The organism is Curtobacterium sp. Csp2 (assembly GCF_013347165.1).
On sequence record NZ_CP054593.1, the window covers coordinates 3,601,463 to 3,621,747 of the forward strand.

A 20,285-nucleotide genomic window follows, 5' to 3' on the forward strand; every position below is an offset into this window, starting at 1 on the left:
GACAGGCGCGAAACCGCCACGGTTGCGTCTTGCGGGACCACCGACGCCGCTAGCGTGGTGGCATGCGCGTGGGAGTCCTCGACATCGGGTCCAACACCGGCCACCTGCTCGTGGTGGACGCCCACGGCGGGGCGGCGCCGCTGCCCGCGTCGTCGTACAAGCAGCCGCTGCGCCTGGCCGAGCACCTCGACGAGTCCGGCGCGGTGACCCCGGAGGGGATCGCCGCCCTCACCGCCTTCGTCGCCGCGTCCGTCCGCGTCGCCGAGGACCGCGGGTGCGAGGACATGCTCGCGTTCGCGACCTCGGCCGTCCGCGACGCCGTGAACTCCGACGCGGTGCTCGCACACGTCGAACGGGAGACCGGCGTCGAGCTCGCGGTGCTGTCCGGCGAGGACGAGGCGCGGGTCAGGACCGCAGGAAGCGCTCCAGCTCGGCGGGGGTCGGGTAGGACGCCTGGGCGCCCGGCTTCGTCGCGGCGTACGCCCCGACGCCGACGGCGAACCGGGCCGCGTCGACGAGGGAGTCCCCCGCGTCGAGTCGGAGCGCCACGGCCCCCATGAACGCGTCGCCGCAGCCCGTGGTGTCCACCGGCTCGACCCGCACGGCCTCGACCACGACCGGCTCGGCGTCCCTATCGTGCACCACGCAGCCGTCGCCACCCCGCGTCACGACCGACCGGGCGACGCCGTGGTCCCCGAGCGCGACCGACTCGTGCTCGTTGACGAGGAGGACGTCGGTCAGGTCGAGGAGCTCCTGCGGCACGGCACCGAAGGGCGACAGGTTCGTCAGCACGGTGGCGCCGGCGGCACGTCCGGCGCGGGCGGCCGCGAGCACGACGTCGATCGAGACCTCGAGGCAGAGGCCGAGCACCCCGGCGCCGTCGAAGGCGTCGGCGGGCAGGTCGTCCGGCGTGAGCGTGGCGTTCGCGCCGCCGGAGACGACGATGGTGTTCTCGCCGGCGGCGTCGACCGTGATGACGGCGGTGCCGGTCGGCACACCCTCGCGGACGGCGACGTGCGTGGTGTCGACCCCGGCAGCCGCGACGGAGTCGCGGAGCAGTCGACCGTTCCCGTCGTCGCCGACCGCACCGATCATGCGCACGGTGCCCCCGAGCCTCCCGGCTGCGACCGCCTGGTTGGCGGACTTGCCGCCGGGCAGGGTGGCGAGGTCGGACCCGTGCAGGGTCTCACCGGGCTGGGGGAAGCGCTCGGTGCGGACCACCAGGTCCGCGTTGAGGCTCCCGACGACGACGATGCCGCTCATGCGGTGGCTCCTGTCTCGGCCGAGGCCGGCCGCGGGATGAGGAAGGACGTGGCGAGGGCCGCGCAGGTGATCACGGCTCCGAGGAGCATGCCACCCGAGTACCCGGTGGTCCCGGCGGACCCACCGGTCCCGAGGGCGATCTGCAGCGCCGGCAGGACCGCGAAGCTGATGCCGGCGCCGAGGTTGAACGCACCGGCGTTGAGACCGGGCAGGAACCCGGGGTTCGAGTCTGGCGAGAGCACGATGCCGAGGCCGTTCAGGATGATGTTCGCGATGCCCGCGTAGGTGATGCCGATCAGGACCGTCGCCGCCACGAGCACCGGCAGCGAGTGCACGCCGACGATCGCCATGACGACCGTGGCGACGATGCTGCCGACCAGGCCCACGCGGAGCACGGCACGGTAGCCGAGGGTCGGCGCGAGCCGTCCCGCGAAGGGTCCGACCACCCAGCCGACGAGCGCGTAGGGCGTCAGGAACGCGAGGGAGGCGAGGTCCGGCTCCATGCCGAAGCCGACCTCGGGGTTCTGCGCGAGGCTCGTCACGAGGCCGTTCACGACCGCGAAGACGCCGGTCATCGTGAGCAGGGTCGTCACGAGGAGCGCCCACGTCGCCCGGCGCTTGAGGAACCGGGTCTCGACCAGGGGTTCGCGGACCCGGGACTCGACGGCCCAGAACACCCCGAAGGCGACGAGGGCGAGCACGACCGCGCCGACCACGAGAGCCCAGTCCGCGGCCGCGAGCTTGCCGGCCTCGTTGAACGCGGTCAGGAGGGCGCCGACGCTGACGACCAGCGGCAGCACGCCCCACCAGTCCATCCGGGTGCCGGCCGAGGGCTTCGACTCGACGCCCCACGCGGCGACCATCACGGTCGCGACCACGGTGACGACGGCGATCACCCAGAAGATGCCGCGGAAGCCGAAGTTCGTGGCGATCCACCCGCCGGCGAGCGCGTCGACGCCCGCGATGCCGCCGTTCACCGCGGTCAGCAGCCCGAGGGCCGCGCCGTACCGCTTCGGGTCGGCGATCTCGTTCCGCAGGATGAGCAGCCCGATCGGCACGACCGGGCCGGTGACGCCCTGGATCATGCGACCGGCGAACAGCATCGGGACGTTCACGGCGAGTGCGGCGACGACGCTGCCGACGAGCATGACCGCGAGCATGCCGAGGAGCACGCGCTTCCGGCCGACGATGTCGGACAGGCGGGGCAGGAACAGCGAGAACAGCGCGGCGAGCGTGAAGAACAGCGTCTGGGACAGGCCGATCGTGGCGTCGTCGGTGCGCAGGTCGCGCGCCATCGTGACCAGGGCCGGGCTGAGCATGCTCGCGTTGAGCTGGAACGCGATGCACGCCGCGAGCAGGGCGGCGGTGAGGGCCGCGGTCGACTTCTTCGTCGAGGTGGTGGTCACGGCGCTCAGGCCTCCGTGGTGCCGGCGTCGGCAGGGGTGGCGGCTGCGGCGTCGGCTGCGGCGTCGGCCCGCGGCGTCCAGCCGGTGTCGGGCGTCTCGCCGATCCGCTCGAGGGCGTCGACGACCAGGTCCCAGAAGCGCTCGTGGTCGAGCTCCATCGCGGCGCTCGTGCGGCAGTCCTCGGGCGCGGGCGCTCGGAGGTCGGCGACCGTCATGCCGAGCGTGTGCGTGCCCGCGGTCTCGATCGCGATCGGCATCTTCACGGCGCGGACGATCGTCGGGTCGATGACGTACGCCACGGCGCAGGGGTCGTGCACGGGCGGCGAGTCGAAGCCCTGCGCGTCCTCGTAGGCCTTGCCGAAGAAGTCGAGCAGCTCCCCGACGAACGCGGCCGGGCCGGTGCCGACGGCGGCGATGCGCGCGGCGACCTCGGGGGTGGCGAGCGCCTGGTGCGTGAGGTCGAGGCCGACCATGACGACGTCCCACCCGGCGCGGAAGACGATGTCCGCGGCCTCCGGGTCGATGACGATGTTGAACTCGGCGACCGCGCTCCAGTTGCCGACGTGCACGCCGCCGCCCATGAGCACGACCTGCTTGACGCGCTCGACGATGCGCGGCTCCTTGCGGACGGCGAGGGCGATGTTCGTCAGGCCGGCGGTCGGCACGATCGTGACGGTGCCGGGCTCGTGCGCCATGACCGTGTCGATGATCAGGTCGACCGCGTGCCGCTCGTCGAGGGCGAAGGACGGCTCGGGGAGCATCGGGCCGTCGAGGCCGCTCTCGCCGTGGATCTCCGGGGCGACCTCGATCTCGCGCAGCAGCGGGCGCGGGCTGCCGGCGGCGAAGGGCACCCCGGTGATGCCGGCGATGCGCGCGACGGCGAGGGCGTTGCGGGTGACCTTCGGCAGGGTCTGGTTGCCGACGACGGTCGTCACGGCGAGCAGTTCGATCGCCGGGCTGCCGTGCGCCAGGATCATGGCGACGGCGTCGTCGTGGCCGGGGTCGCAGTCGAGGATGATCTTCTGCTTCGTCGCATCGGACACCGTGGGGCTCCACTTCATCGGGGGGGTGCTGGACGACCGGGAGGTCTGTGCTTGACGCGGTGGGGTCCGCGTCGTGGAGGAACCAACTCCGGCGCGGCGCGTCAAGCGTTTGACATCGAAACACGTCAAGCGCTTGACGTCAACTCCCCGAGCGGTTCTCGGCCTGCCGGGCCGCGTGCGTCGCTAGGCTCGACGGGTGCCATCCTCCGCCGTCCCGGCCCGCCGTGTGACCGCGGCGATGGTGGCCGAACGCGCCGGCACGAGCATCGCCACGGTGTCCCTCGTCGTGAACGGTAAGGACCGTGGCCGGGTCTCCGCCCCGATCGCCGCGCGGGTGCGCGACGCCGTGGACGAGCTCGGGTACGTGGTCGACCACGCGGCGAGTTCCCTGGCGCGGGGCACGGGCGACCTCGTGGTGCTCATCGCCCCCGATCTGTCGAACCCCTTCTTCGCCGAGGTCATCCGGGGCGTCCGGGACACCCTTGGCGACCGGTACCAGCTCGTGCTCTCCGTCACCGAGCGCGGGGCGCAGCCGGCCACGAGCGACCTCCGGCGCTTCGAGCGGCTCCGGCCGGCGGGCATCCTGGTCGACGCCCCGGATGCCCCGACCGGCGCGGTCGCGGTCGACTACGACCTGACCTCGGGCGTCGCGGAACTCGTCGCGCACCTGCGGGAGCGCGGGCACGAGCGGGTCGCGTACCTCGACGGCACGGCACGGGTCGCCACCTTCGGCGTCCGGCACCGTCTGTTCCAGGAGGCCTGCGCAGCCGCCGGCATCACCGTGTCCGAGCTCGGCGCCCGGGCGGACCTGACGGTGGACGCCGCCGCAGCCGCGACGGAGCACGCACTCGAGGCCTGGCACGAGGACGGCGTCACCGCGGTCGTCGCCGCCGCCGACACCCTGGCCTACGGAGTGCTCCGCGTCGCCGCCGCGACCGGGCTGCGGGTCCCGGAGGACCTTGCGGTCGCGGGCTTCGACGACCTGCCCTCGTCCTCCGTCACCGCGCCGGCCCTGACGAGCGTCGCACTGCCGGGAGCGGAACTCGGACGCGCAGCAGCCCTCCGGCTGCTCGCGGCGGTCGACGGCACGGCGGCCGAGCCGGTCGCGCTGCCGACGCGTCTGGTGCGGCGGGCGAGCACCGGCGGCTGAGCGGCGCGCACCGCGCGCCCGGCGGGGCCGAGACTCGGCTCAGCGGACACGACTCGCGTCCGCGGGCGCGAGTCGCGTCCGCCAGCGCGAGTCTCGCACCGTTCGGGTGGGGCGCACGGACGGACGGGAGGCACGGTGCGGGCCCGCCACGTGCCTCCCGTCCGGTGGGGTGCCGGCCCCGCGACGGGCGCGGGACGGCCCTGTCAGGGCGGGACACCCCCGGAACGGCGAGACGCCCCCGGGAACGGGGGCGTCTCGATGACTCAGCGGCGTCTCGGTGACCCGGCGGCGTCCGCGTCGGTGTCGGCATCCACGTTCGACTCCACACCCGCCGCCCGGCCGGCCCGCTGGGCCCGCTCGAGCTCGTCGGCCTCGGCGCCACCGACGGCCTCACCGCGGGCCACCATGCCGGCCGTGTCGGACAGCGTGATCTGCGGCAGGAACAGCGCGAGCAGGAACGCGATCGCGATGAACGGCAGCAGGTACCAGAACACCGGCGCCAGGGAGTCGGCGTAGGCGTTCACGATGCCGTCCTGCACGGCCTCGGGCAGCTTCGCGACCGTGGCCGGGTCGATGCTCCCTGCCGAGGACGCCGCGTCGGTCGCCGAACCGCCGGCACCCCGGAAGACGTCGGTGAGCGACGTGGTGAGCCGGGCGGTGAACAGCGCACCGAAGACGGCCGTGCCGAGGGAGGCGCCGACCTCGCGGAAGTAGTTGTTCGTCGAGGTCGCGGTGCCGACCTGCTCGGCGGGGACGGCGTTCTGTGCGACGAGGACGACGACCTGCATGATCAGGCCGAGGCCCGCGCCGAACACGAACAGGTACGTGCAGATCAGCCAGATCGGGGTGTCCGCGGCGAGCTGCGTCATGGCGAGCATCGCGATGGCGACGAGCACCGTGCCCGCGATCGGGAACAGCCGGTAGCGGCCGGTCTTCGTGATGAGGTTGCCGGACGCGATCGAGGTCCCGATCAGGCCGACCATCATCGGCAGCATGAGCAGGCCGGAGACCGCGGCCGAGGTGCCCGACGCCATCTGCAGGAACGTCGGCACGAAGCCGATCGCGGCGAACATGCCGATCCCGAGCACGAGGCCGATGCCGGTCGCGAGCAGGAACGTGCGGTTGCGGAAGAACGACATCGGGAGCACCGGGTCCTCGACGCGCGACTCGACGAGGACGAGCAGCGCGGCCGCCACCACGAGGCCGGCGAACCAGGCCCACGTCTCGAGGGCGTCCCACCCGTGGTCCTTGCTGCCGCCGAACTCCGAGAAGAACACCAGGCAGGTCGTCGCTGCGGACATGAGCACGACGCCGAGGACGTCGATCTTCTTCTCGGCCTTCTTGGTCGGCAGGGTCAGCGCGAACCAGGCGACGAAGAACGCGGCGATGCCGACGGGGATGTTGATGTAGAACGCCCAGTTCCACGTGAGGTGGTCGACGAAGAAGCCGCCGAGCAGCGGGCCGCCGATCGCCGAGAGCCCGAAGATCGCGCCGAGCGGCCCGAGGTACTTGCCGCGCTCCGAGGCCGGCACGATGTCGGCGATGATCGCCTGCGACAGGATCATCAGACCGCCGCCGCCCAGGCCCTGCATCGCGCGGAACACCACGAGCTGCGTGAAGTCGCCCGCGAAGGCGCACCCGGCCGACGCGATCGTGAACAGCGCGATCGCGACGAGGAACAGGTTGCGGCGGCCGAGGACGTCGCCGAACTTGCCGTAGATCGGCATCACGATGGTCGAGGCGAGCAGGTAACCCGTCGTCAGCCAGGCCTGGTGCGCGACGCCGCCGAGCTCCCCGACGATGGTCGGCATCGCCGTGGAGACGATGGTCTGGTCGAGGCTCGACAGCAGCATCCCGGCGATCAGGGCGGAGAAGATGATCCAGATCCGGCGCTGCGTCAGCAACAGCGGCCCGTCGGATCCGGGTCGGGCACGCTTCGTGCCCTGCGCGGTCGCGCTCATGCGGTGTGGTCCTGTCCGGTGGTGGTGACGGCCGCCCTGAACTGGCGGAGGTTCTCGGTGAGCAACGCGTCGAACGTCGGGCCCGTGGACTCGTCGAACGCGTCGTCGAAGTAGGTGCCGGCCGTGACCTTGAGGAGGCCCGCGGCGGCCTCGGCGACGAGCTGGGCGCGTCGGTCGCCCGGGTCGGTCCAGCCGAACCGCTGCCGGACGGCCCGACCGACCGCGGCGAGCTGGACGTCGGCGGCGGCGAGGAACTTCGCCACCATCACCGGCTCCCGCTCGAACACGCGGCGGACCAGGGCCTCGTCGGCACGGTCGAGCCCGACGACGTGCATCTGCTCGATCGCGAGCGCGACGATCGACCCGAGCGGGTCGACGTCGGTCGAGATCAGGGTCCGGGACGCGTACGCCGCGAGGAGCTCCTCCATCGCGCCCTGCTCGATGCCGAGCACGGCGTCGTCCTTCGAGGCGAAGTGGTTGAAGAACGTGCGACGGGAGACCCCGACCGTCTCGCAGAGCTGCTCGATCGTGAAGCCGTGCAGCCCGTGCTCGATGGTCGCCCGGCGCGCTTCGACGACCATGCGTCGACGCAGCGCGCGGGTGCGTTCGGTGGTGCTCACCGAGCAAGAATTGCACTCTGCTGCTGAAAGTGCAACGAGTGGTCGGGGGACAGCTGGGCTACCGCCCGGCTACAGCGCCTTCGCGAAGCAGTAGGACCAGGGCATGGTGGCGGCGTAGGGCTCGTACACGTCGATCTGCTGCCAGCCGGTCTTCCGGTAGAGCGCGACGGCCTCGGGCTGCTTGTCCCCGGTCTGCAGGACGACCCGGGCGGCACCGGCCTCGCGCGCGACCTGCTCGCCCTCGGACAGCAGGGCGGTCGCGGCACCCTTGCCCCGGGCTGCGGCGAGGACGATGAGGCGCTTCAGCTCGACCTCGTCACCGAGCCACCGGACCGCGATGTGCCCGAGGGGCGTGCCGTCCTCGTCGACGGCGAGGAGCGAGGTGATCACGGTGGCCGGGTCGACCGTCAGCACGCGGTCGCGCTCGGCGGTGACGGCGGGGTCCTCGTCCAGGTGCCCGGCGCCGTAGCGCTCGTGCATCTCCTCGTCCATGGTGGCGCGGAGGGCCACACCACGCGGGTCCTCCCAGGCGACGCGCTCGATCGTGATCACGATCGACCATCCTCCCATGGGCGGGGCCTGCCCGGGCCGGCGGCGGGAGCCCCGAGTCTCGCGCTGCACGACGAGTCTCATGCCCATCGACCCGCGACTCGTCGCCCAGTCCGAGACTCGGCCCGGCGTCCCGGGCCGGCCGTCGCCCGCTCAGGCCAGCGCGGCGATCGGCCCCTCGCCGTCGCGGAGCGCCCGCAGCACCGCCGCGGCGTCGTCGTACACGGCCGCCGCTCCCGCTCGCCGGAGCTCGTCGCCGCCGATGCCACCGGTCATCACCCCGACGCACGGCAGACCGACCTTCCCCGACGCCTCGACGTCCCACATCGCGTCGCCGACCATCACGGCGTGCTCCGCGTCGACCCCGACCCTGTCGAGCGCCACCTGCACGATCCCGGGGGCGGGCTTCGCCTCGTCGACGTCCTCCGAGCTCGTCTCGGCGGTCACCCACGCGGCCGCGTCGAGCAGCTCCCGCAGCGCGGCCAGCTCGTGCTCGGGCGCGCTCGTCGCGAGGACGACGGCGTGTCCGCGGCGGGCGACCTCCTCGAGCAGCTCGCGGGCCCCCGGCAGCAGGCGGAGCTGCGGCACGTGCTCGGAGTAGAACGCCGTGTGGAACTGCTCCGCCTGGTCGCGGACGTCGTCGCCGGCCTCCGGCAGCAGCTCGTCGAGCAGCCGTCCGGAGTCCATCCCGATGGCACGGTGGATGCGCCACGCGTCGACGGACTCCCCCGCGGCGCGGAACGCCCGCCACCAGGCATCGACGTGCGCGTAGTTGGAGTCGGCGAGGGTCCCGTCGATGTCGAACAGGACCGCGGTCGAGGGAGCATCAGCCATCCGTCCAGCGTGCACCCCCGACCGGGAGCGGCGACTCAGCCCGACGCGACCGGGACCGGCGCGGCTCAGACCGTGATGCTCTCCCCCGCGGGCAGGATCGTCACCGGGACGCTGCCGAGCACCTCCGGCCCGAGGAACCGCGCGGTGGAATGCTGGCCGAGGTCGCTGAGCATCGCCTCGTGGATCTGCACGATCCGCTCCGGCGCGACCGCGCGGACGTAGTCGACCGCCTCGGCCATGTGCGTCCACGGCCCACTCGTCGGCATGAGCAGGGTCGGCACCGGCACCCCGGGGACCAGGTACGCGTCGCCCGGGTGGAACACCGCGTCGTCGACCAGGTAGCCGACGTTCGGGATGACCGGCACGTCCGGGTGGATCACGGCGTGCTGCTCGCCGAAGACCCGGACCGCGAAGGGGCCGACCGTGAAGGCGTCGCCCGCGGCGACCGCTCCGACGCGTCCGTCGTGTGCGCCGAGCTGGTCGACGACGGGCTGCGGGCCGCGGACGACCAGGTCCGGGTTCGCCTCGAGTCCGGCGCGGACGGCGTCGACGTCGAGGTGGTCGAAGTGCTCGTGGGTGACGAGCACGGCCGTGGCCGAGCGGACGAGGTCGGCGGCCTCCGGGGTGAACGCACCGGGGTCGACGACGAGGGTGGCGCCGTCCCGCTCGAGGACGACCGTGGCGTGGTTGTACTTCGTCAACTGCATGCCCCCAGTCAACGCCCGTCGCGCGGACGGTCGTCCCGAGACGGACTGAGGGCACGCTCAGTCCCGACGTGGCCAGTGGACGGACGGGAGGATCGTGGCGCCGCCGCCACGCCCTCCCTCGCAGGCTCGGTCGGCGCGCCCCGCACAACGCTTCGCGTTGCCGCTGAGCGCGGCGCGCCCGTCCGACCGCGCGTGCGTCCAGCGCGTCTCCGGCAGGATCACAGGGGTGCAGCGTGTCTCCGTCGTCGTCCCCGTGCTCGACGACGCCGCCCTGCTGGAGCGCTGCCTGCAGGCCCTCGCCGCGCAGAGCCACCCCGCCGACGAGGTGATCGTCGTGGACAACGGCAGCCGGGACGACAGCGCCGCGGTGGCCCGTGCCGCCGGCGCCCGCGTGCTCGTCGAACCGGAGCGCGGCATCGCCCGGGCGTCGGCGCGGGGCTACGACGCGGCGACCGGCGACGTCATCGTCCGGCTCGACGCGGACTCGGTGCCGCCGCCCGACTGGATCGCCGAGGCACTCCGGCTGCTCGGCCGTCCCGGCGTCGTCGCGGTCACCGGACCCGGCCGGCCGCACGACGGCAGCGTGCTCGTCCAGCGGGTGTGGGACGCGCTCTACATGCGTCCGTACTTCGTCCTGATGTGGGCGGCGCTCGGTCGGCCGCCGCTGTTCGGTTCCGCGACCGCGATCCACCGCGCCACGTGGACCGCCGCACGGTCCCGCGTGCACCGGGACGACCCCGAGGTGCACGACGACGTCGACCTGTCGATGGCGATCGACCCGGCGCTCCGGGTGGTCGCGTCGCGGCGGCTGCTCGTGCAGGTGTCCTCGCGACCGTTCTCGGGCTTCGGGTCGGTGGTCCGCCGGACCCGCCGCGCGTTCCACACCTTCCGGGTCAACGGCCGCCGGGCGAACCCGCCCCGCCGGTGGGCCCGTCGCTACCGGGTCGCCCTGCGGGTGCGGCTGCGGAGCGCGTGGTCGGAGCGCTGAGCGCCCCGGGCGAAATCCACAGGGTGCAGGCCGAGCGGCCGACGTCCGGTAGGCAGGTCGGTCATGGACGGTCCCGCGACGCGCACGATCAGGCCGCTCGCGGAGTGGTGGTTCGTCGACGAGTCGAAGAGCCGGGGGTACCACGTCGTCGCGGTGGCCGCGGCGGAACCCCGACTCGCCGCTGTCAGGAAGGACCTCCGTGCGCTCTGCCGCCCCGGGCAACGACGGCTGCACTTCACCCGGGAGAGCGAAGCGTCTCGACGGCAGCTCACCGGCGCGCTGGTCCGGCTCCCGGTCCGGGCGCGGGTGTGGTCCGTCCGGGGCCGTGACGACAAGTCTGCCCGGATCGACTGCCTCGCCGCGCTCGTCGCCGACGCGAGCGCGGTCGGTGCCGCACGCCTGGTGCTCGAGCGTGACGCGTCCATCGAGGCCGCGGACCGCCGCATCCTCCGCGAGGAACTGCGGCGGGTGGACGACACGACGATGCGGTACGGCCACCTGGACGCGCACGAGGAGCCGCTGCTGTGGGTGGCGGACGCCGTCGCCTGGGCGCAACAGGCGGGCGGTGACTGGCCGCGCCGGTTCGCCCCGCTCGTGCAGCAGATCCGTCGGCTCGACCGCGATACACGACGGTGATGGCCCCGAGATGTGCGCAGGCAGGGAGGCGCGCACAGCGCGGACGCCGGGAGACACGCGCCCAGAACACGCAGGCCCTTGTCGACACCGACCCTTGACGACACCGGCCCAGAAATGCGCGAGCCTGGCTCGTCGTACCGTCCGGAAGACTGCCAGGCTTACTTCGCCCGACACGGCCGGGCGCAGGTCCGATGATACATCAGACCGCGCGCCGCACCAGTGACCGCCGCCCTCACCGCAGCGCGACCCACACCGGGAACACCGCCGCCGCACTCCACGCCTGGGGTCGGCACGCCGCCGGGTAGGGCGCCGGTCGGGACGCCTCGGCGGCGGCGTCTCCCGCGTGCAGCTCGGGCATCCGGAAGTCGAAGGCGACCGCCGCCGCGAGCAGCTGCTCGGCGAGCTCCCGCGCCTCGTCCCGGAAGCCCGAGCGGGTGAGCCCGGCGACGACCACCGCGGTGTCGTGCGCCCACACCGAGCCGCCGTGGTAGCTCAGCGGCCAGTAGCCCGAGGCCGTCGTGGACAGGGTCCGCAGACCGAAGCCGCTCGCCATGTCCGGTGCGACGACCCGGGCGGCCACGACGGCCTCCTCGCGCTCGTCCAGGAGTCCCGTGCCGAGCAGGTGGCCGATGTTGCTCGTCGCCGAGTCGACGGCGTGCTTCCGGGCGTCGAGGGCGATCGCCGGGTGCGGTCCGACCGCGTCCGTCACCCAGAAGGTCGCACGGAAGCGGTCGGCCAGGCGCGCCGCCCAAGCCCGCCACTCCGGTCCCCCCGGCAGCCCGAACGCGTCGAGCAGGTCGGCGCCGTGCACGGCCGCCTCGTGCGCGTAGCCCTGCACCTCGCAGAGCGCGATCGGGCCGTCGGCGAGCCGTCCGTCGCGCCACTGCACACTGTCGCCGGAGTCCTTCCACCCCTGGTTGGCCAGCCCGCGGCCGGACTCGTCGACGTACTCGAGCAGGCCGTCCCCGTCGGCGTCGCCGGAGTCCCGCATCCACGCCAGGGCGCGCTCGAGGGCGGGCAGGAGCGCCCGGACCTGGTCCTCCGGCAGGCCGGCCCGCCAGGCGTCGTGCAGGGTGCAGATCCACAGCGGGGTCGCGTCGACGGTGCCGTAGTAGAGCGGCGGCAGCGAGATCTCGTCGTTGTCGACCGGCAGCGACGCCTGGCGCAGCTCGTGCGGGATCTTCCCGGGCTGCTCGGCGGTCGTGGGGTCGTCGCGCGTGCCCTGCAGCGCGGCGAGCACCCGGAGCGTGCTGCCGGCCACCGTGGTGTCGACCGGCAGCAGGAACCGGGCGGCCCAGAGCGAGTCGCGCCCGAAGAGCGTGAAGAACCACGGTGCCCCGGCGGCGAGGAATTCCCCCTCCGGCCGGCGCAGCCGCAGCGCGTCGAGGTCCTCGACGGCGCGGTCGAGCCATCGGCGGAGCCGGTCGTCCTGAACGCCCTGCGGCGCGTGGAACGTCCGCGGCGTGGTGGCGCCGACGGCCACGGCGTCCGGGGCCGTGACGCGGCAGTCCCACGCGACCTCGACGGTCCGCGCGTGCGGCAGGCTCCAGGTCAGGACGACGGCGTCGCCGTCGGTGGTGACCGTGGCGCCGTCGGCACGCAGGGTCACGGACACCGATCCCGCCGTCCAGGAGGCACGGCCCGCGTCCGTCCCGCCGCCGTCGGCCGCGAGCACGGCCGGGACCGGCACCGGCGGTGCGCCGGCCTTGACGGCGTCCATCCCGCTCGCGTCCGGCACGATCCGGACCGTCACGGTCCGTCCGGTGTGTCCGGAGTGCTCGGCCGCGGGTTGCCCGGGGGCGAGCCGGTCCGTGATGCGCAGGCGTTCGTGGACGCCGTCGACGCGGACCGTACGGGTCCGGTCGAGCCGCACGTCCGGGTCCGCGCCCGGGCCGTCGAGCCCGCGGAGGAGCCCGGTGAACACGACCTCGCGGGCGCCGGCCGGCACCGTCGCCACGGGCTCCACCGACGACCCGGCCACGGTCAGCGTCACCGCCGAGACGACGCGCTGGTCGCCCGTCCAGTAGCCGTGCACGGGGTTCCTGCCGACGTCGCCGTGCGGGTCGGACCACGCCTGGGTCGGCGCGGCGAGCACGACGACCTCGTCGTGGAGCAGGGGTTGCCGCGGCACCGCGTGGGCGGCCTGCTCGGCGGCGTCGGGCGGCGTGGTGGTCGTCGTCATGGTCACTCCTTGACCGCCCCGTCGCTGGTGTTCATGATGCGCCGCTGGAACACGAAGAACGCGACGGCGACGGGGATCGTCATCACGAAGGCGGCGGCGAGCTTGATCGGGAACTGGTTCCCGGCGCTCAGGGCGCCGGAGGCCAGCGAGGCGACGCCCTTGGTCAGGGTCGTCAGTCCGGGCGAGGACGCCGACACGATGAAGTGCGGGAGCTCGTTCCACGACCCCTGGAACGACAGGATCGTGATCGTCACGACGGCCGGGCGGGCCATCGGCAGCACGATCGACCAGAAGGTGCGGAACACCCCGGCGCCGTCGATCTTCGCCTGCTCCTCGACGCTGACCGGGATCGACTCGAAGAAGTTCTTCATGATGAACACCCCGGCGGCGTCGACGAGCAGCGGGATGATCATGCCCGAGTACGAGTCGTACATGCCGAGCTGGTTGATCACGAGGAACTTCGGGATGAGCAGCACCACGGCGGGCACGGCCATCACCGCGACGATGAGCGCGAAGACGGTCTGGCGTCCGGGGAACCGGATGCGCGCGAGCGCGTAGCCGGCGAGCGAGTCGAAGAAGATCCGACCGAGCGTGACGACCACGGCGACGATCACCGAGTTCATCGTCCAGACGCCGAAGTCGGAGTTCTCGAAGAGCGTCCGGAACGCGGCGCCCGTCCAGGTGGTGGGGAGGGCGAGCGGGTGGAGCGAGGCGTCCTCGTCCGTCTTGAAGGAGTTGACGATCGCCACGTAGAACGGCAGCAGGTAGACGACCGCGATGACCACGCCGACGACCAGCAGGACGATCCCGCGACCGGTGAGGCGGCGGGGCCCCCGGCCCGGGCCGGGCGCCTGTGCGACGGTGGCGGCGCGGAGGTCCGGCACCGTGCCTCCCGTCCGTGCCGAGGTGGGTGCGGCGGTCATCGTGACCCTCCCTGTCCGATCCAGCGCATCCGCCGTCGTGAGACGGGGCGGTCCCGCAGTGCCCAGCGCTGCAGCAGCGTGAAGACGACGATGATCCCGAACAGGATGAAGGCGATCGCCGCACCGACACCCCACTGCTGGCTCTGGAACGCGGACGTGTACGACAGGTACGCCGGGGTGAGCGTGGTGTTCGCCGGGGCGCCCTTCGTGCCGGTGTAGATCTGGTCGAAGACCTGCCACGTCCCGATCAGCCCGAGGGTGAGCACCGTGAAGAGCGTCGGGCGCAGCTGCGGGAGCGTGACCCGCCAGAAGCGTGTCCAGGCGCCCGCGCCGTCGATCATCGCTGCCTCGTCGACGTCGGCGGACAGGTTCTGCAGCGCCGCGATGAACAGCAGCATGAACGTGCCGCTCGTGGTGAACACGGCGAGCAGGATGAACGCGCTCATCGTGACGGACGGTCCCGCGGTCCACTCCCACCACGAGATGCCGAGCATCGTGTGGTCGGCGAGGAACGCCGGAGGCTGCCCCGCCCCCAGGTGGAAGATGCCGGTCGGCTCGTTGAACCAGTTCGGTCCGCGGACCCCGATCCACCCGATGATCGTGTTCACCGCTCCGGAGGACGAGAACAGGAACAGCCAGAGCACGGTGATCGCGACCGAGCTCGTGACGGACGGGAAGTAGAACGCGGTCCGGAAGAACCCCCGCGCCTTGAGCGCCCGTCCGTTCACGAGGACGGCCAGGCCGAGGGCGACGGCGGTCTGCAGCGGCACGACGAACACGACGTACCAGAGGTTGTTCCGCAGGGCCGTGCCGAAGTTCTGCTCGTCGAGCCCGCCCCCGCCGAGGATCTTCGCGTAGTTCTCGCCGCCGACGAAGGACACGTCGGACGAGAACGGGCTGCCGACCCCGCGCCAGTTCGACACGCTCACCCATGCGGCCATGAGGACGGGCACGAGCAGGAACAGGCCGAGGACGATCACCGTCGGGGCGGTGAACAGCCAGCCCGAGACGGCTTCGCGGCGGTTCTTCCGGGACATCGCGGTCAGCCCTTCAGCGCAGCGGCCATGTTCTTCTGGACGCCCTCGAGCAGGGTCTGCACGTCGGTCTTCTGCAGGGAGCCGAGCTTCGAGTCGAAGTCGGCGACCACGTCCGACGTGCCGGCCTTGTTCGGCAGCCCCTGGGCGACGTCGGCCTGGTCGAGGAACGCCGCGTACTGCGGGTAGTCGCGCTTCCAGGTGCTCGCAGCGGACTCGACGCTCGGCATCACGCCGAAGTCCTTCGCGAAGGTGAGCTGCTGGTCGGTGCTCGTCATCTTCTCGACGAACGACAGCGCCGCCTTCTGGTTCGGGGAATCCTTCGCGATGCCCCAGCAGTTCGTGAACTGCAGGGTGCCGGCGCCCTTCGGACCCTTCGGCAGTGCGACGACCTGGTAGTCGACGCTCGGGTAGCTCGAGGACATCGCGCCGGTGAGCCAGTTGCCCTCGATGGTCATCGCGGCCTTGTTCTTCCCGAACGCGTCGCCGCCCCAGCTCTCGCCGAGGTCGCTCGAGAACTTCATCGAGCCGTCGTCGAGCAGGCCCTTCACGTAGTCGAGCGCCTGGACGTTGGCGGCGGAGTCGACGGTCGCCTTCGTCTGGTCGGCGTTCGTCAGGGCGCCGCCGGCCTGGGCCATGAACGCCCCGAGGCGCTCGACCTGCGGGCTGGTCGAGAGTCCGACGCGACCGTCCCGGGTCAGCTTCTCCGAAACGGTCTTCAGCTGGTCCCACGTCGTCGGGACGTCGGCGTCGGTCAGCCCGGCCGCCTTCCAGTCCGCCTTGTTGATGAACAGCCCCAGGGTGGAGAAGTCCTTCGGCGCGCAGTACAGCTTCCCGTCCACGGTGAACGACTTCGTCAGGGTCGGGTAGAAGTCGCCCTGGTCCTGCAGCTGGTCGCCGTAGGCCAGGAGCGAGCCGTTCGCCGCGTACCCGGCGAGCGACGACGTGCTGACGTAGAACACGTCGGCGGGCTTGCCGGAGGCGAACCCCTGGGCGAGCTGCTGGTCGAGGTTGTTGGCGGCCTGGACGCTCACACCGGTCCCGGAGGACTTCGACCAGGCGGCGGCCGCGCTCTTGACCGCGGCGGTCTCGGCGTCGCCGGAGGAGCCGATGAGCACAGAGAGGGACTTGTCGCTCGAGGTGAGCCCCCCGGACCCGGAGTCCGAACCGGAGCCGCTGAAGCCGGAGCCGCAGGCGGAGAGGGACAGCGCTGCGGTCAGGGCGATCGCCCCTGCGGACAGCGCGCGAGCTGTGCGTCGTGTCATGGGTCGTTGCATCGGGTACTCCTCGTCGAGTAATCGTTGGATCGTTCAATTTGATCGATCAAACGCCATCACGATACACCGACGAGGCGCTACGGTGAAGCCCATGTCGCAGCCCGCCACCGTCGCCGACGTCGCCGCGGTCGCCGGTGTCTCCCGGCAGACCGTGTCGAACGCGCTGAACCGGCCGGAGGTCGTCCGTCCGGACACCCTGGACCGGGTGCGCTCGGCGATCGAGACCCTCGGCTACCGCCCGCACGCCTCGGCACGGCGGCTGCGGACCCGGCAGAGCTCGACCCTGGGCGTCCGACTCGAACCCGTGCACGGCATCTCCGGCGCGGTGCTCGACCGCTTCCTGCACGCCCTCGTCGAGCACGCGGACGCGCGGGGCATGCGGATCCTGCTCTTCACCGCGCGGGACGTCGACGACGAGCTGACGCACATCGAGCGGCTCGTCGAGGGGTCCGACGTCGACGGCTTCGTGCTCACCTCGACCTTCCACGACGACCCTCGGCCCGGGTGGCTCGCCGACCGGGACGTCCCGTTCGTGCTGTTCGGACGCCCGTGGGGGCAGTCGGCCGAGCGCGCCGACGTGCTGCCGTGGGTGGACGTCGACGGTCGGGCCGGTCTCCGGGCCGCGACCGCGCACCTGCTCGAGGCGGGGCACCGACGCATCGGGTTCCTCGGGTGGCCGAGCCCCTCTGGGCAGGGCGACGAGCGGCGCCACGGCTGGCAGGACGCCCTCGCCGCAGCGGGCCTGCCCGACCAGGTGCAGCTCGTCTGCAAGGACGACGTCTCCGCGGCGACCGAGGTCGTCACCCGGGCGGTCGCGGACGGGGCCGCCGTCGACGCGGTCGTCTGCGCATCGGACACGCTGGCGCTCGGGGCACGGTTCGCCCTCGGCCCGGACGTCCCGGTGGTCGGGTACGACGACACCCCGGTGGCCGACGCCCTGGGGATCTCGAGCGTCGAGCAGCCCCTCGGCGACGCGGCCGCGGCGGCGCTGGACCTGCTGATGGGCACCGGCAGGTCGGTCCTGCCCGCACCGACCGGGCACCGTCTGCTCGAACCGACGGTCGTCTGGCGCCCCTGACCCCTACCCCCGCGGTCACGATCCCGTCTCGGACCGGCAACGGTTCGGTACCGGCGACTCCAGCGACTCAGCACCGTCGGTAGCGTCGGCAGCACCGCGGCACGAGAACGTCCGAGCCGCCGAGACCGGGGGACTCCATGCGCACCGCACGCGCCACGACACTGCTCGCGACGATCGGGATCGGCGCCGCGCTCGTCCTCGTCCTGAGCGCCTGCACCGAGGGACCGGACGTCGTGACCACGCCGACGGCGACGTCCACGCCGACGACCACGCCGTCGGCGACGAGCACCCCGAGCGCCACGGCTTCGCGGACTCCGTCGAGCACCCCGCGGCCGACGTCCACCATCACCCCGGTCCCCGGCGTCGACCACGACGGCGGCACGGTGCCGTCCGAGTGCTCCGACCTGATCACGGCCGGCAAGTGGAAGTTCGCCGAGGCTCCGCTGAACGACCCGAAGGTCGTCGGCGACTCGTGGTCCCGCCCGAAGGACGCCTTCACGCCGGTCCTGCAGGCCGACGGCAAGCACCTGTCGTGCGTCTGGCGGGATCCACGGGCGGACATCACGAACCTGGTGATCGACGTGGTGGTGGTCGACTCGTCTCGCGCGTTCGGTGCGCTGCAGGCGCTGCCCGCGAAGGGCTACGACTGCGCACACGTCGCCGAGGGGTACCGCTGCCAGAAGGTCTCGCAGAACTCGCAGTACCCGGTCATCGACGGCGACACGTACTTCACCCGCGGCGACATCGGCATCCGCATCAGCCAGTCGAACACCCCGACGGACGGCCTGCTCGACGACGTGACGGCGCACGTCTTCGGCTGACCCCACCGACCGGCTGCCCCGCCGGCCGGCTGATCCGCCCGGCGAGCGAAGCGCCCGGCTCAGTCCGCCCGGGCCGCCGGTCGCGACCGCACGTGCGCCCGCTCGCCCTGGGGCCCGTACAGGCAGAGCACCTCGGTGACCTCGTCCGTGGTGTTGCCCACCCAGTGCGGCGTGTGCGTGTCGAACTCGACGACCTCGCCGGGCCCGAGGTCGAACTCCCGGTCACCGAGCAGCAGCCGCAGCCGCCCGGACAGGACGTAGAGCCACTCGTAGCCCTCGTGGGTCTTCAGTGTCCGATCGCTGTTCGCGGGTTCCGGCGGGATGAGCTGCTTGAACGAGCGCACGCCCCCGGTCCGCTTCGTGAGCGGGATCACCACCCGCCCGCCGTGCCGCTCGGGGCGCAGGTGGACGCGCGGATCCCCCGTCTGCGGTGCCCCGACGAGGTCGTCGAGCGGCACCTGGTACGCCCGCGCCAGCGGCAGCAGCAGTTCGAGGGTCGGTCGCCGCTGGCCGGACTCCAGCCGCGAGAGCGTCGACACCGAGACGCCGGTCTCCGCGGCGAGCGCCGCGAGCGTGACGTCACGCCGTTCGCGGAGCGCGCGCAGGCGCGGACCCACCGCGTCGACGACCTGGGCCGTCGTGCGTGGGGTGATCCGATCCTCCCGGCCGTGTGCCATGCCGGCCATGTTGCCAGACCGGCAAGATTCGTTGCTGATCTGGTCGAGCGCGCCGCACGCTGTGGTCATGTCCGATCACTTCGACGTCATCGTCATCGGCGGCTCGGCCGCCGGCCTGTCCGCCGCCCTGATCCTGGGGCGGTCCCGCCGCTCCGTCCTCGTCGTCGACGCGGGTGAGCCCCGCAACGCGCCCGCGGCCGGTGCGCACAACTACCTCGGGCGCGAGGGGGTCGCCCCCGCCGAGTTGATCCGCATCGGACGGGACGAGGTCGCCGCCTACGGTGTGCAGGTCACGGCCGGGAGGATCGTGGCCACGTCCGTCACGGACGGTGACGGGACCGACCCGATCGGTTTCTCGGTCACGCTCGACTCCGGCGCGGTCGTCACCGCTCGGCGGCTCGTCGTCGCCTCCGGCGCCGTCGACGTGCTGCCGGAGGTCCCGGGACTCGCCGAGCAGTGGGGGCGCGGGGTCGTGCACTGCCCGTTCTGCCACGGGTGGGAGATCCGCGACCAGCGCATCGGGATCCTGGTGACGACACCGACCGGAGCGCACCACGCGCTGATGTTCCGGGCGCTGAGCGACCGGGTGACGGCGTTCGTGACGGAGCCGGCCCTCGTCGACGACACCGCCGTTGCTGGTCTCTTGGCCCGTGGCATCGGGATCATCGCGGGGTCGGTTGCCCGCGTGGTCTCCTCGGGCGACGTGCTGACCGGGGTGGAGACGGGCTCGGGCGAGGTCGTCCCGCTCGACGCCCTCGCCGCCGCCAGCACCGCCGAGGCCCGCGTCGACTTCCTGGCCGGGCTGGGCCTGGTGGCGGAGGACGTCGTCGTGGACGGCTCCCGGTTCGGGAGCGCGCTCGTGGTCGACGCCGCGGGGCACACCGGCGTGCGCGGGGTGTACGCGGCGGGCAACGTGACGGCGCCGATGGCGACCGTGATCGCGGCGGCCGCTGCCGGGACGCAGGCGGGCGCGGCGGTGCACGGCGACCTGGTGCAGGCGGACCTGGCGGCGGCGCTGGCGGACTGAGCCGGGCGCTTCGCTCGCCGGGCGGATCAGCCGGCCGGCGGGGCAGCCGGTCGGTGGGGTCAGCCGAAGACGTGCGCCGTCACGTCGTCGAGCAGGCCGTCCGTCGGGG

The 20,285-nt window shown here is 72.8% G+C and carries 19 protein-coding genes and 1 pseudogene; 7 read left to right on the top strand and 13 right to left on the bottom strand.

Features of this window, described 5'->3' with window-relative positions; genetic code table 11:
* Nucleotides 1–62 precede the first annotated feature (62 nt).
* Nucleotides 63–359, top strand: a pseudogene (locus tag HUN59_RS17475) (Ppx/GppA phosphatase family protein); the annotation flags it as partial.
* A gap of 46 nt (nucleotides 360–405) precedes the next feature.
* Here HUN59_RS17475 and HUN59_RS17480 read toward each other — a convergent pair.
* From HUN59_RS17480 to uriH, 3 genes are read right to left on the bottom strand one after another with little or no spacing between them, the layout of a single operon-like run.
* Nucleotides 406–1,263, bottom strand: a complete 858-nt coding sequence (locus tag HUN59_RS17480) for a ribokinase (protein ID WP_174779095.1) — start codon at nucleotides 1,261–1,263, stop codon at nucleotides 406–408.
* On the bottom strand, nucleotides 1,260–2,669 hold the full coding sequence (gene uriT, locus HUN59_RS17485; protein WP_174779096.1) for a uridine transporter UriT: 1,410 nt from the start codon (nucleotides 2,667–2,669) through the stop codon (nucleotides 1,260–1,262). The genes HUN59_RS17480 and uriT overlap by 4 nt, the downstream gene beginning before the upstream one ends.
* Nucleotides 2,670–2,674: 5 nt before the next feature.
* The gene (gene uriH, locus HUN59_RS17490) at nucleotides 2,675–3,730 is read right to left on the bottom strand and encodes a uridine-preferring nucleoside hydrolase UriH (protein WP_174779097.1); all 1,056 of its coding nucleotides are present in this window, start codon (nucleotides 3,728–3,730) and stop codon (nucleotides 2,675–2,677) included.
* A 178-nt stretch (nucleotides 3,731–3,908) separates the two neighbouring features.
* Here uriH and HUN59_RS17495 point away from each other — a divergent pair, with 178 nt between their 5' ends.
* Nucleotides 3,909–4,862 (top strand): LacI family DNA-binding transcriptional regulator, encoded by a 954-nt coding sequence (locus HUN59_RS17495; RefSeq protein WP_254629927.1) that lies wholly within the window; start codon nucleotides 3,909–3,911, stop codon nucleotides 4,860–4,862.
* A 263-nt stretch (nucleotides 4,863–5,125) separates the two neighbouring features.
* Here the strand turns inward: HUN59_RS17495 and HUN59_RS17500 are convergent, their stop codons facing one another.
* The 5 genes from HUN59_RS17500 to HUN59_RS17520 form a co-directional block, all read right to left on the bottom strand.
* A complete protein-coding gene (locus HUN59_RS17500; protein WP_174779098.1) occupies nucleotides 5,126–6,823 on the bottom strand; it encodes an MDR family MFS transporter in 1,698 nt (565 codons plus the stop codon).
* Nucleotides 6,820–7,443, bottom strand: coding sequence for a TetR/AcrR family transcriptional regulator (locus tag HUN59_RS19530; RefSeq protein WP_231049915.1), 624 nt, complete (start codon nucleotides 7,441–7,443; stop codon nucleotides 6,820–6,822). The genes HUN59_RS17500 and HUN59_RS19530 overlap by 4 nt, the downstream gene beginning before the upstream one ends.
* 69 nt (nucleotides 7,444–7,512) lie before the next feature.
* Entirely contained in the window at nucleotides 7,513–7,995 is a 483-nt protein-coding gene (locus HUN59_RS17510) for a GNAT family N-acetyltransferase (RefSeq protein WP_254629928.1), read from the bottom strand.
* Nucleotides 7,996–8,145: 150 nt separating this feature from the next.
* Entirely contained in the window at nucleotides 8,146–8,826 is a 681-nt protein-coding gene (locus HUN59_RS17515; RefSeq protein ID WP_174779100.1) for an HAD family hydrolase, read from the bottom strand.
* Between the two features lie 65 nt (nucleotides 8,827–8,891).
* The gene (locus HUN59_RS17520; RefSeq protein ID WP_174779101.1) at nucleotides 8,892–9,533 is read right to left on the bottom strand and encodes an MBL fold metallo-hydrolase; all 642 of its coding nucleotides are present in this window, start codon (nucleotides 9,531–9,533) and stop codon (nucleotides 8,892–8,894) included.
* Between the two features lie 226 nt (nucleotides 9,534–9,759).
* On the opposite strand from HUN59_RS17520, the gene HUN59_RS17525 reads away from it, so the two are divergent.
* Together HUN59_RS17525 and HUN59_RS17530 are read left to right on the top strand one after the other, a co-directional pair.
* Nucleotides 9,760–10,521, top strand: coding sequence for a glycosyltransferase family 2 protein (locus HUN59_RS17525; RefSeq protein ID WP_174779102.1), 762 nt, complete (start codon nucleotides 9,760–9,762; stop codon nucleotides 10,519–10,521).
* Nucleotides 10,522–10,584: 63 nt separating this feature from the next.
* A complete protein-coding gene (locus HUN59_RS17530) occupies nucleotides 10,585–11,157 on the top strand; it encodes a hypothetical protein (RefSeq protein ID WP_174779103.1) in 573 nt (190 codons plus the stop codon).
* Nucleotides 11,158–11,389: 232 nt separating this feature from the next.
* Here HUN59_RS17530 and HUN59_RS17535 read toward each other — a convergent pair whose 3' ends face one another.
* From HUN59_RS17535 to HUN59_RS17550, 4 genes are read right to left on the bottom strand one after another with little or no spacing between them, the layout of a single operon-like run.
* Complete coding sequence (locus tag HUN59_RS17535) at nucleotides 11,390–13,339, bottom strand: amylo-alpha-1,6-glucosidase (protein WP_174779104.1); 1,950 nt, start codon at nucleotides 13,337–13,339, stop codon at nucleotides 11,390–11,392.
* A 2-nt stretch (nucleotides 13,340–13,341) separates the two neighbouring features.
* Nucleotides 13,342–14,262: a carbohydrate ABC transporter permease gene (locus tag HUN59_RS17540; RefSeq protein ID WP_114850726.1), complete on the bottom strand. Its 921-nt coding sequence runs from the start codon at nucleotides 14,260–14,262 to the stop codon at nucleotides 13,342–13,344.
* Nucleotides 14,259–15,299 carry a carbohydrate ABC transporter permease gene (locus HUN59_RS17545; protein WP_174779105.1) on the bottom strand — a complete coding sequence of 347 codons (1,041 nt, stop codon included), beginning with the start codon at nucleotides 15,297–15,299 and terminating at the stop codon, nucleotides 14,259–14,261. Before HUN59_RS17545 ends, HUN59_RS17540 begins: the two co-directional genes overlap by 4 nt.
* Before the next feature lie 5 nt (nucleotides 15,300–15,304).
* Complete coding sequence (locus tag HUN59_RS17550) at nucleotides 15,305–16,561, bottom strand: extracellular solute-binding protein (RefSeq protein ID WP_174779106.1); 1,257 nt, start codon at nucleotides 16,559–16,561, stop codon at nucleotides 15,305–15,307.
* 103 nt (nucleotides 16,562–16,664) lie between these two features.
* Between HUN59_RS17550 and HUN59_RS17555 the strand changes: the two genes are divergently transcribed.
* Nucleotides 16,665–17,651, top strand: a complete 987-nt coding sequence (locus HUN59_RS17555) for a LacI family DNA-binding transcriptional regulator (RefSeq protein ID WP_174779107.1) — start codon at nucleotides 16,665–16,667, stop codon at nucleotides 17,649–17,651.
* A 137-nt stretch (nucleotides 17,652–17,788) separates the two neighbouring features.
* Entirely contained in the window at nucleotides 17,789–18,472 is a 684-nt protein-coding gene (locus HUN59_RS17560) for a hypothetical protein (RefSeq protein ID WP_174779108.1), read from the top strand.
* A 59-nt stretch (nucleotides 18,473–18,531) separates the two neighbouring features.
* Here HUN59_RS17560 and HUN59_RS17565 read toward each other — a convergent pair whose 3' ends face one another.
* Nucleotides 18,532–19,158 (bottom strand): helix-turn-helix domain-containing protein, encoded by a 627-nt coding sequence (locus tag HUN59_RS17565; RefSeq protein ID WP_441307046.1) that lies wholly within the window; start codon nucleotides 19,156–19,158, stop codon nucleotides 18,532–18,534.
* A 58-nt stretch (nucleotides 19,159–19,216) separates the two neighbouring features.
* On the opposite strand from HUN59_RS17565, the gene HUN59_RS17570 reads away from it, so the two are divergent.
* Nucleotides 19,217–20,176 carry an NAD(P)/FAD-dependent oxidoreductase gene (locus tag HUN59_RS17570; RefSeq protein WP_174779109.1) on the top strand — a complete coding sequence of 320 codons (960 nt, stop codon included), beginning with the start codon at nucleotides 19,217–19,219 and terminating at the stop codon, nucleotides 20,174–20,176.
* Nucleotides 20,177–20,285 lie beyond the last annotated feature (109 nt).

Bases quoted from the DNA above. Each gene is read 5' to 3' on its own strand.
- HUN59_RS17515 (WP_174779100.1), bottom strand. From the start codon at position 8,826: ATGGCTGATGCTCCCTCGACCGCGGTCCTGTTCGACATCGACGGGACC.
- HUN59_RS17545 (WP_174779105.1), bottom strand. From the start codon at position 15,299: ATGTCCCGGAAGAACCGCCGCGAAGCCGTCTCGGGCTGGCTGTTCACC.
- HUN59_RS17570 (WP_174779109.1), top strand. From the start codon at position 19,217: ATGTCCGATCACTTCGACGTCATCGTCATCGGCGGCTCGGCCGCCGGC.
- HUN59_RS17535 (WP_174779104.1), bottom strand. From the start codon at position 13,339: ATGACGACGACCACCACGCCGCCCGACGCCGCCGAGCAGGCCGCCCAC.
- HUN59_RS17555 (WP_174779107.1), top strand. From the start codon at position 16,665: ATGTCGCAGCCCGCCACCGTCGCCGACGTCGCCGCGGTCGCCGGTGTC.
- uriH (WP_174779097.1), bottom strand. From the start codon at position 3,730: ATGAAGTGGAGCCCCACGGTGTCCGATGCGACGAAGCAGAAGATCATC.
- HUN59_RS17550 (WP_174779106.1), bottom strand. From the start codon at position 16,561: ATGACACGACGCACAGCTCGCGCGCTGTCCGCAGGGGCGATCGCCCTG.
- HUN59_RS17540 (WP_114850726.1), bottom strand. From the start codon at position 14,262: ATGACCGCCGCACCCACCTCGGCACGGACGGGAGGCACGGTGCCGGAC.
- HUN59_RS17480 (WP_174779095.1), bottom strand. From the start codon at position 1,263: ATGAGCGGCATCGTCGTCGTCGGGAGCCTCAACGCGGACCTGGTGGTC.
- HUN59_RS17565 (WP_441307046.1), bottom strand. From the start codon at position 19,158: ATGGCCGGCATGGCACACGGCCGGGAGGATCGGATCACCCCACGCACG.
- HUN59_RS17560 (WP_174779108.1), top strand. From the start codon at position 17,789: ATGCGCACCGCACGCGCCACGACACTGCTCGCGACGATCGGGATCGGC.
- HUN59_RS17520 (WP_174779101.1), bottom strand. From the start codon at position 9,533: ATGCAGTTGACGAAGTACAACCACGCCACGGTCGTCCTCGAGCGGGAC.
- HUN59_RS17500 (WP_174779098.1), bottom strand. From the start codon at position 6,823: ATGAGCGCGACCGCGCAGGGCACGAAGCGTGCCCGACCCGGATCCGAC.
- HUN59_RS17530 (WP_174779103.1), top strand. From the start codon at position 10,585: ATGGACGGTCCCGCGACGCGCACGATCAGGCCGCTCGCGGAGTGGTGG.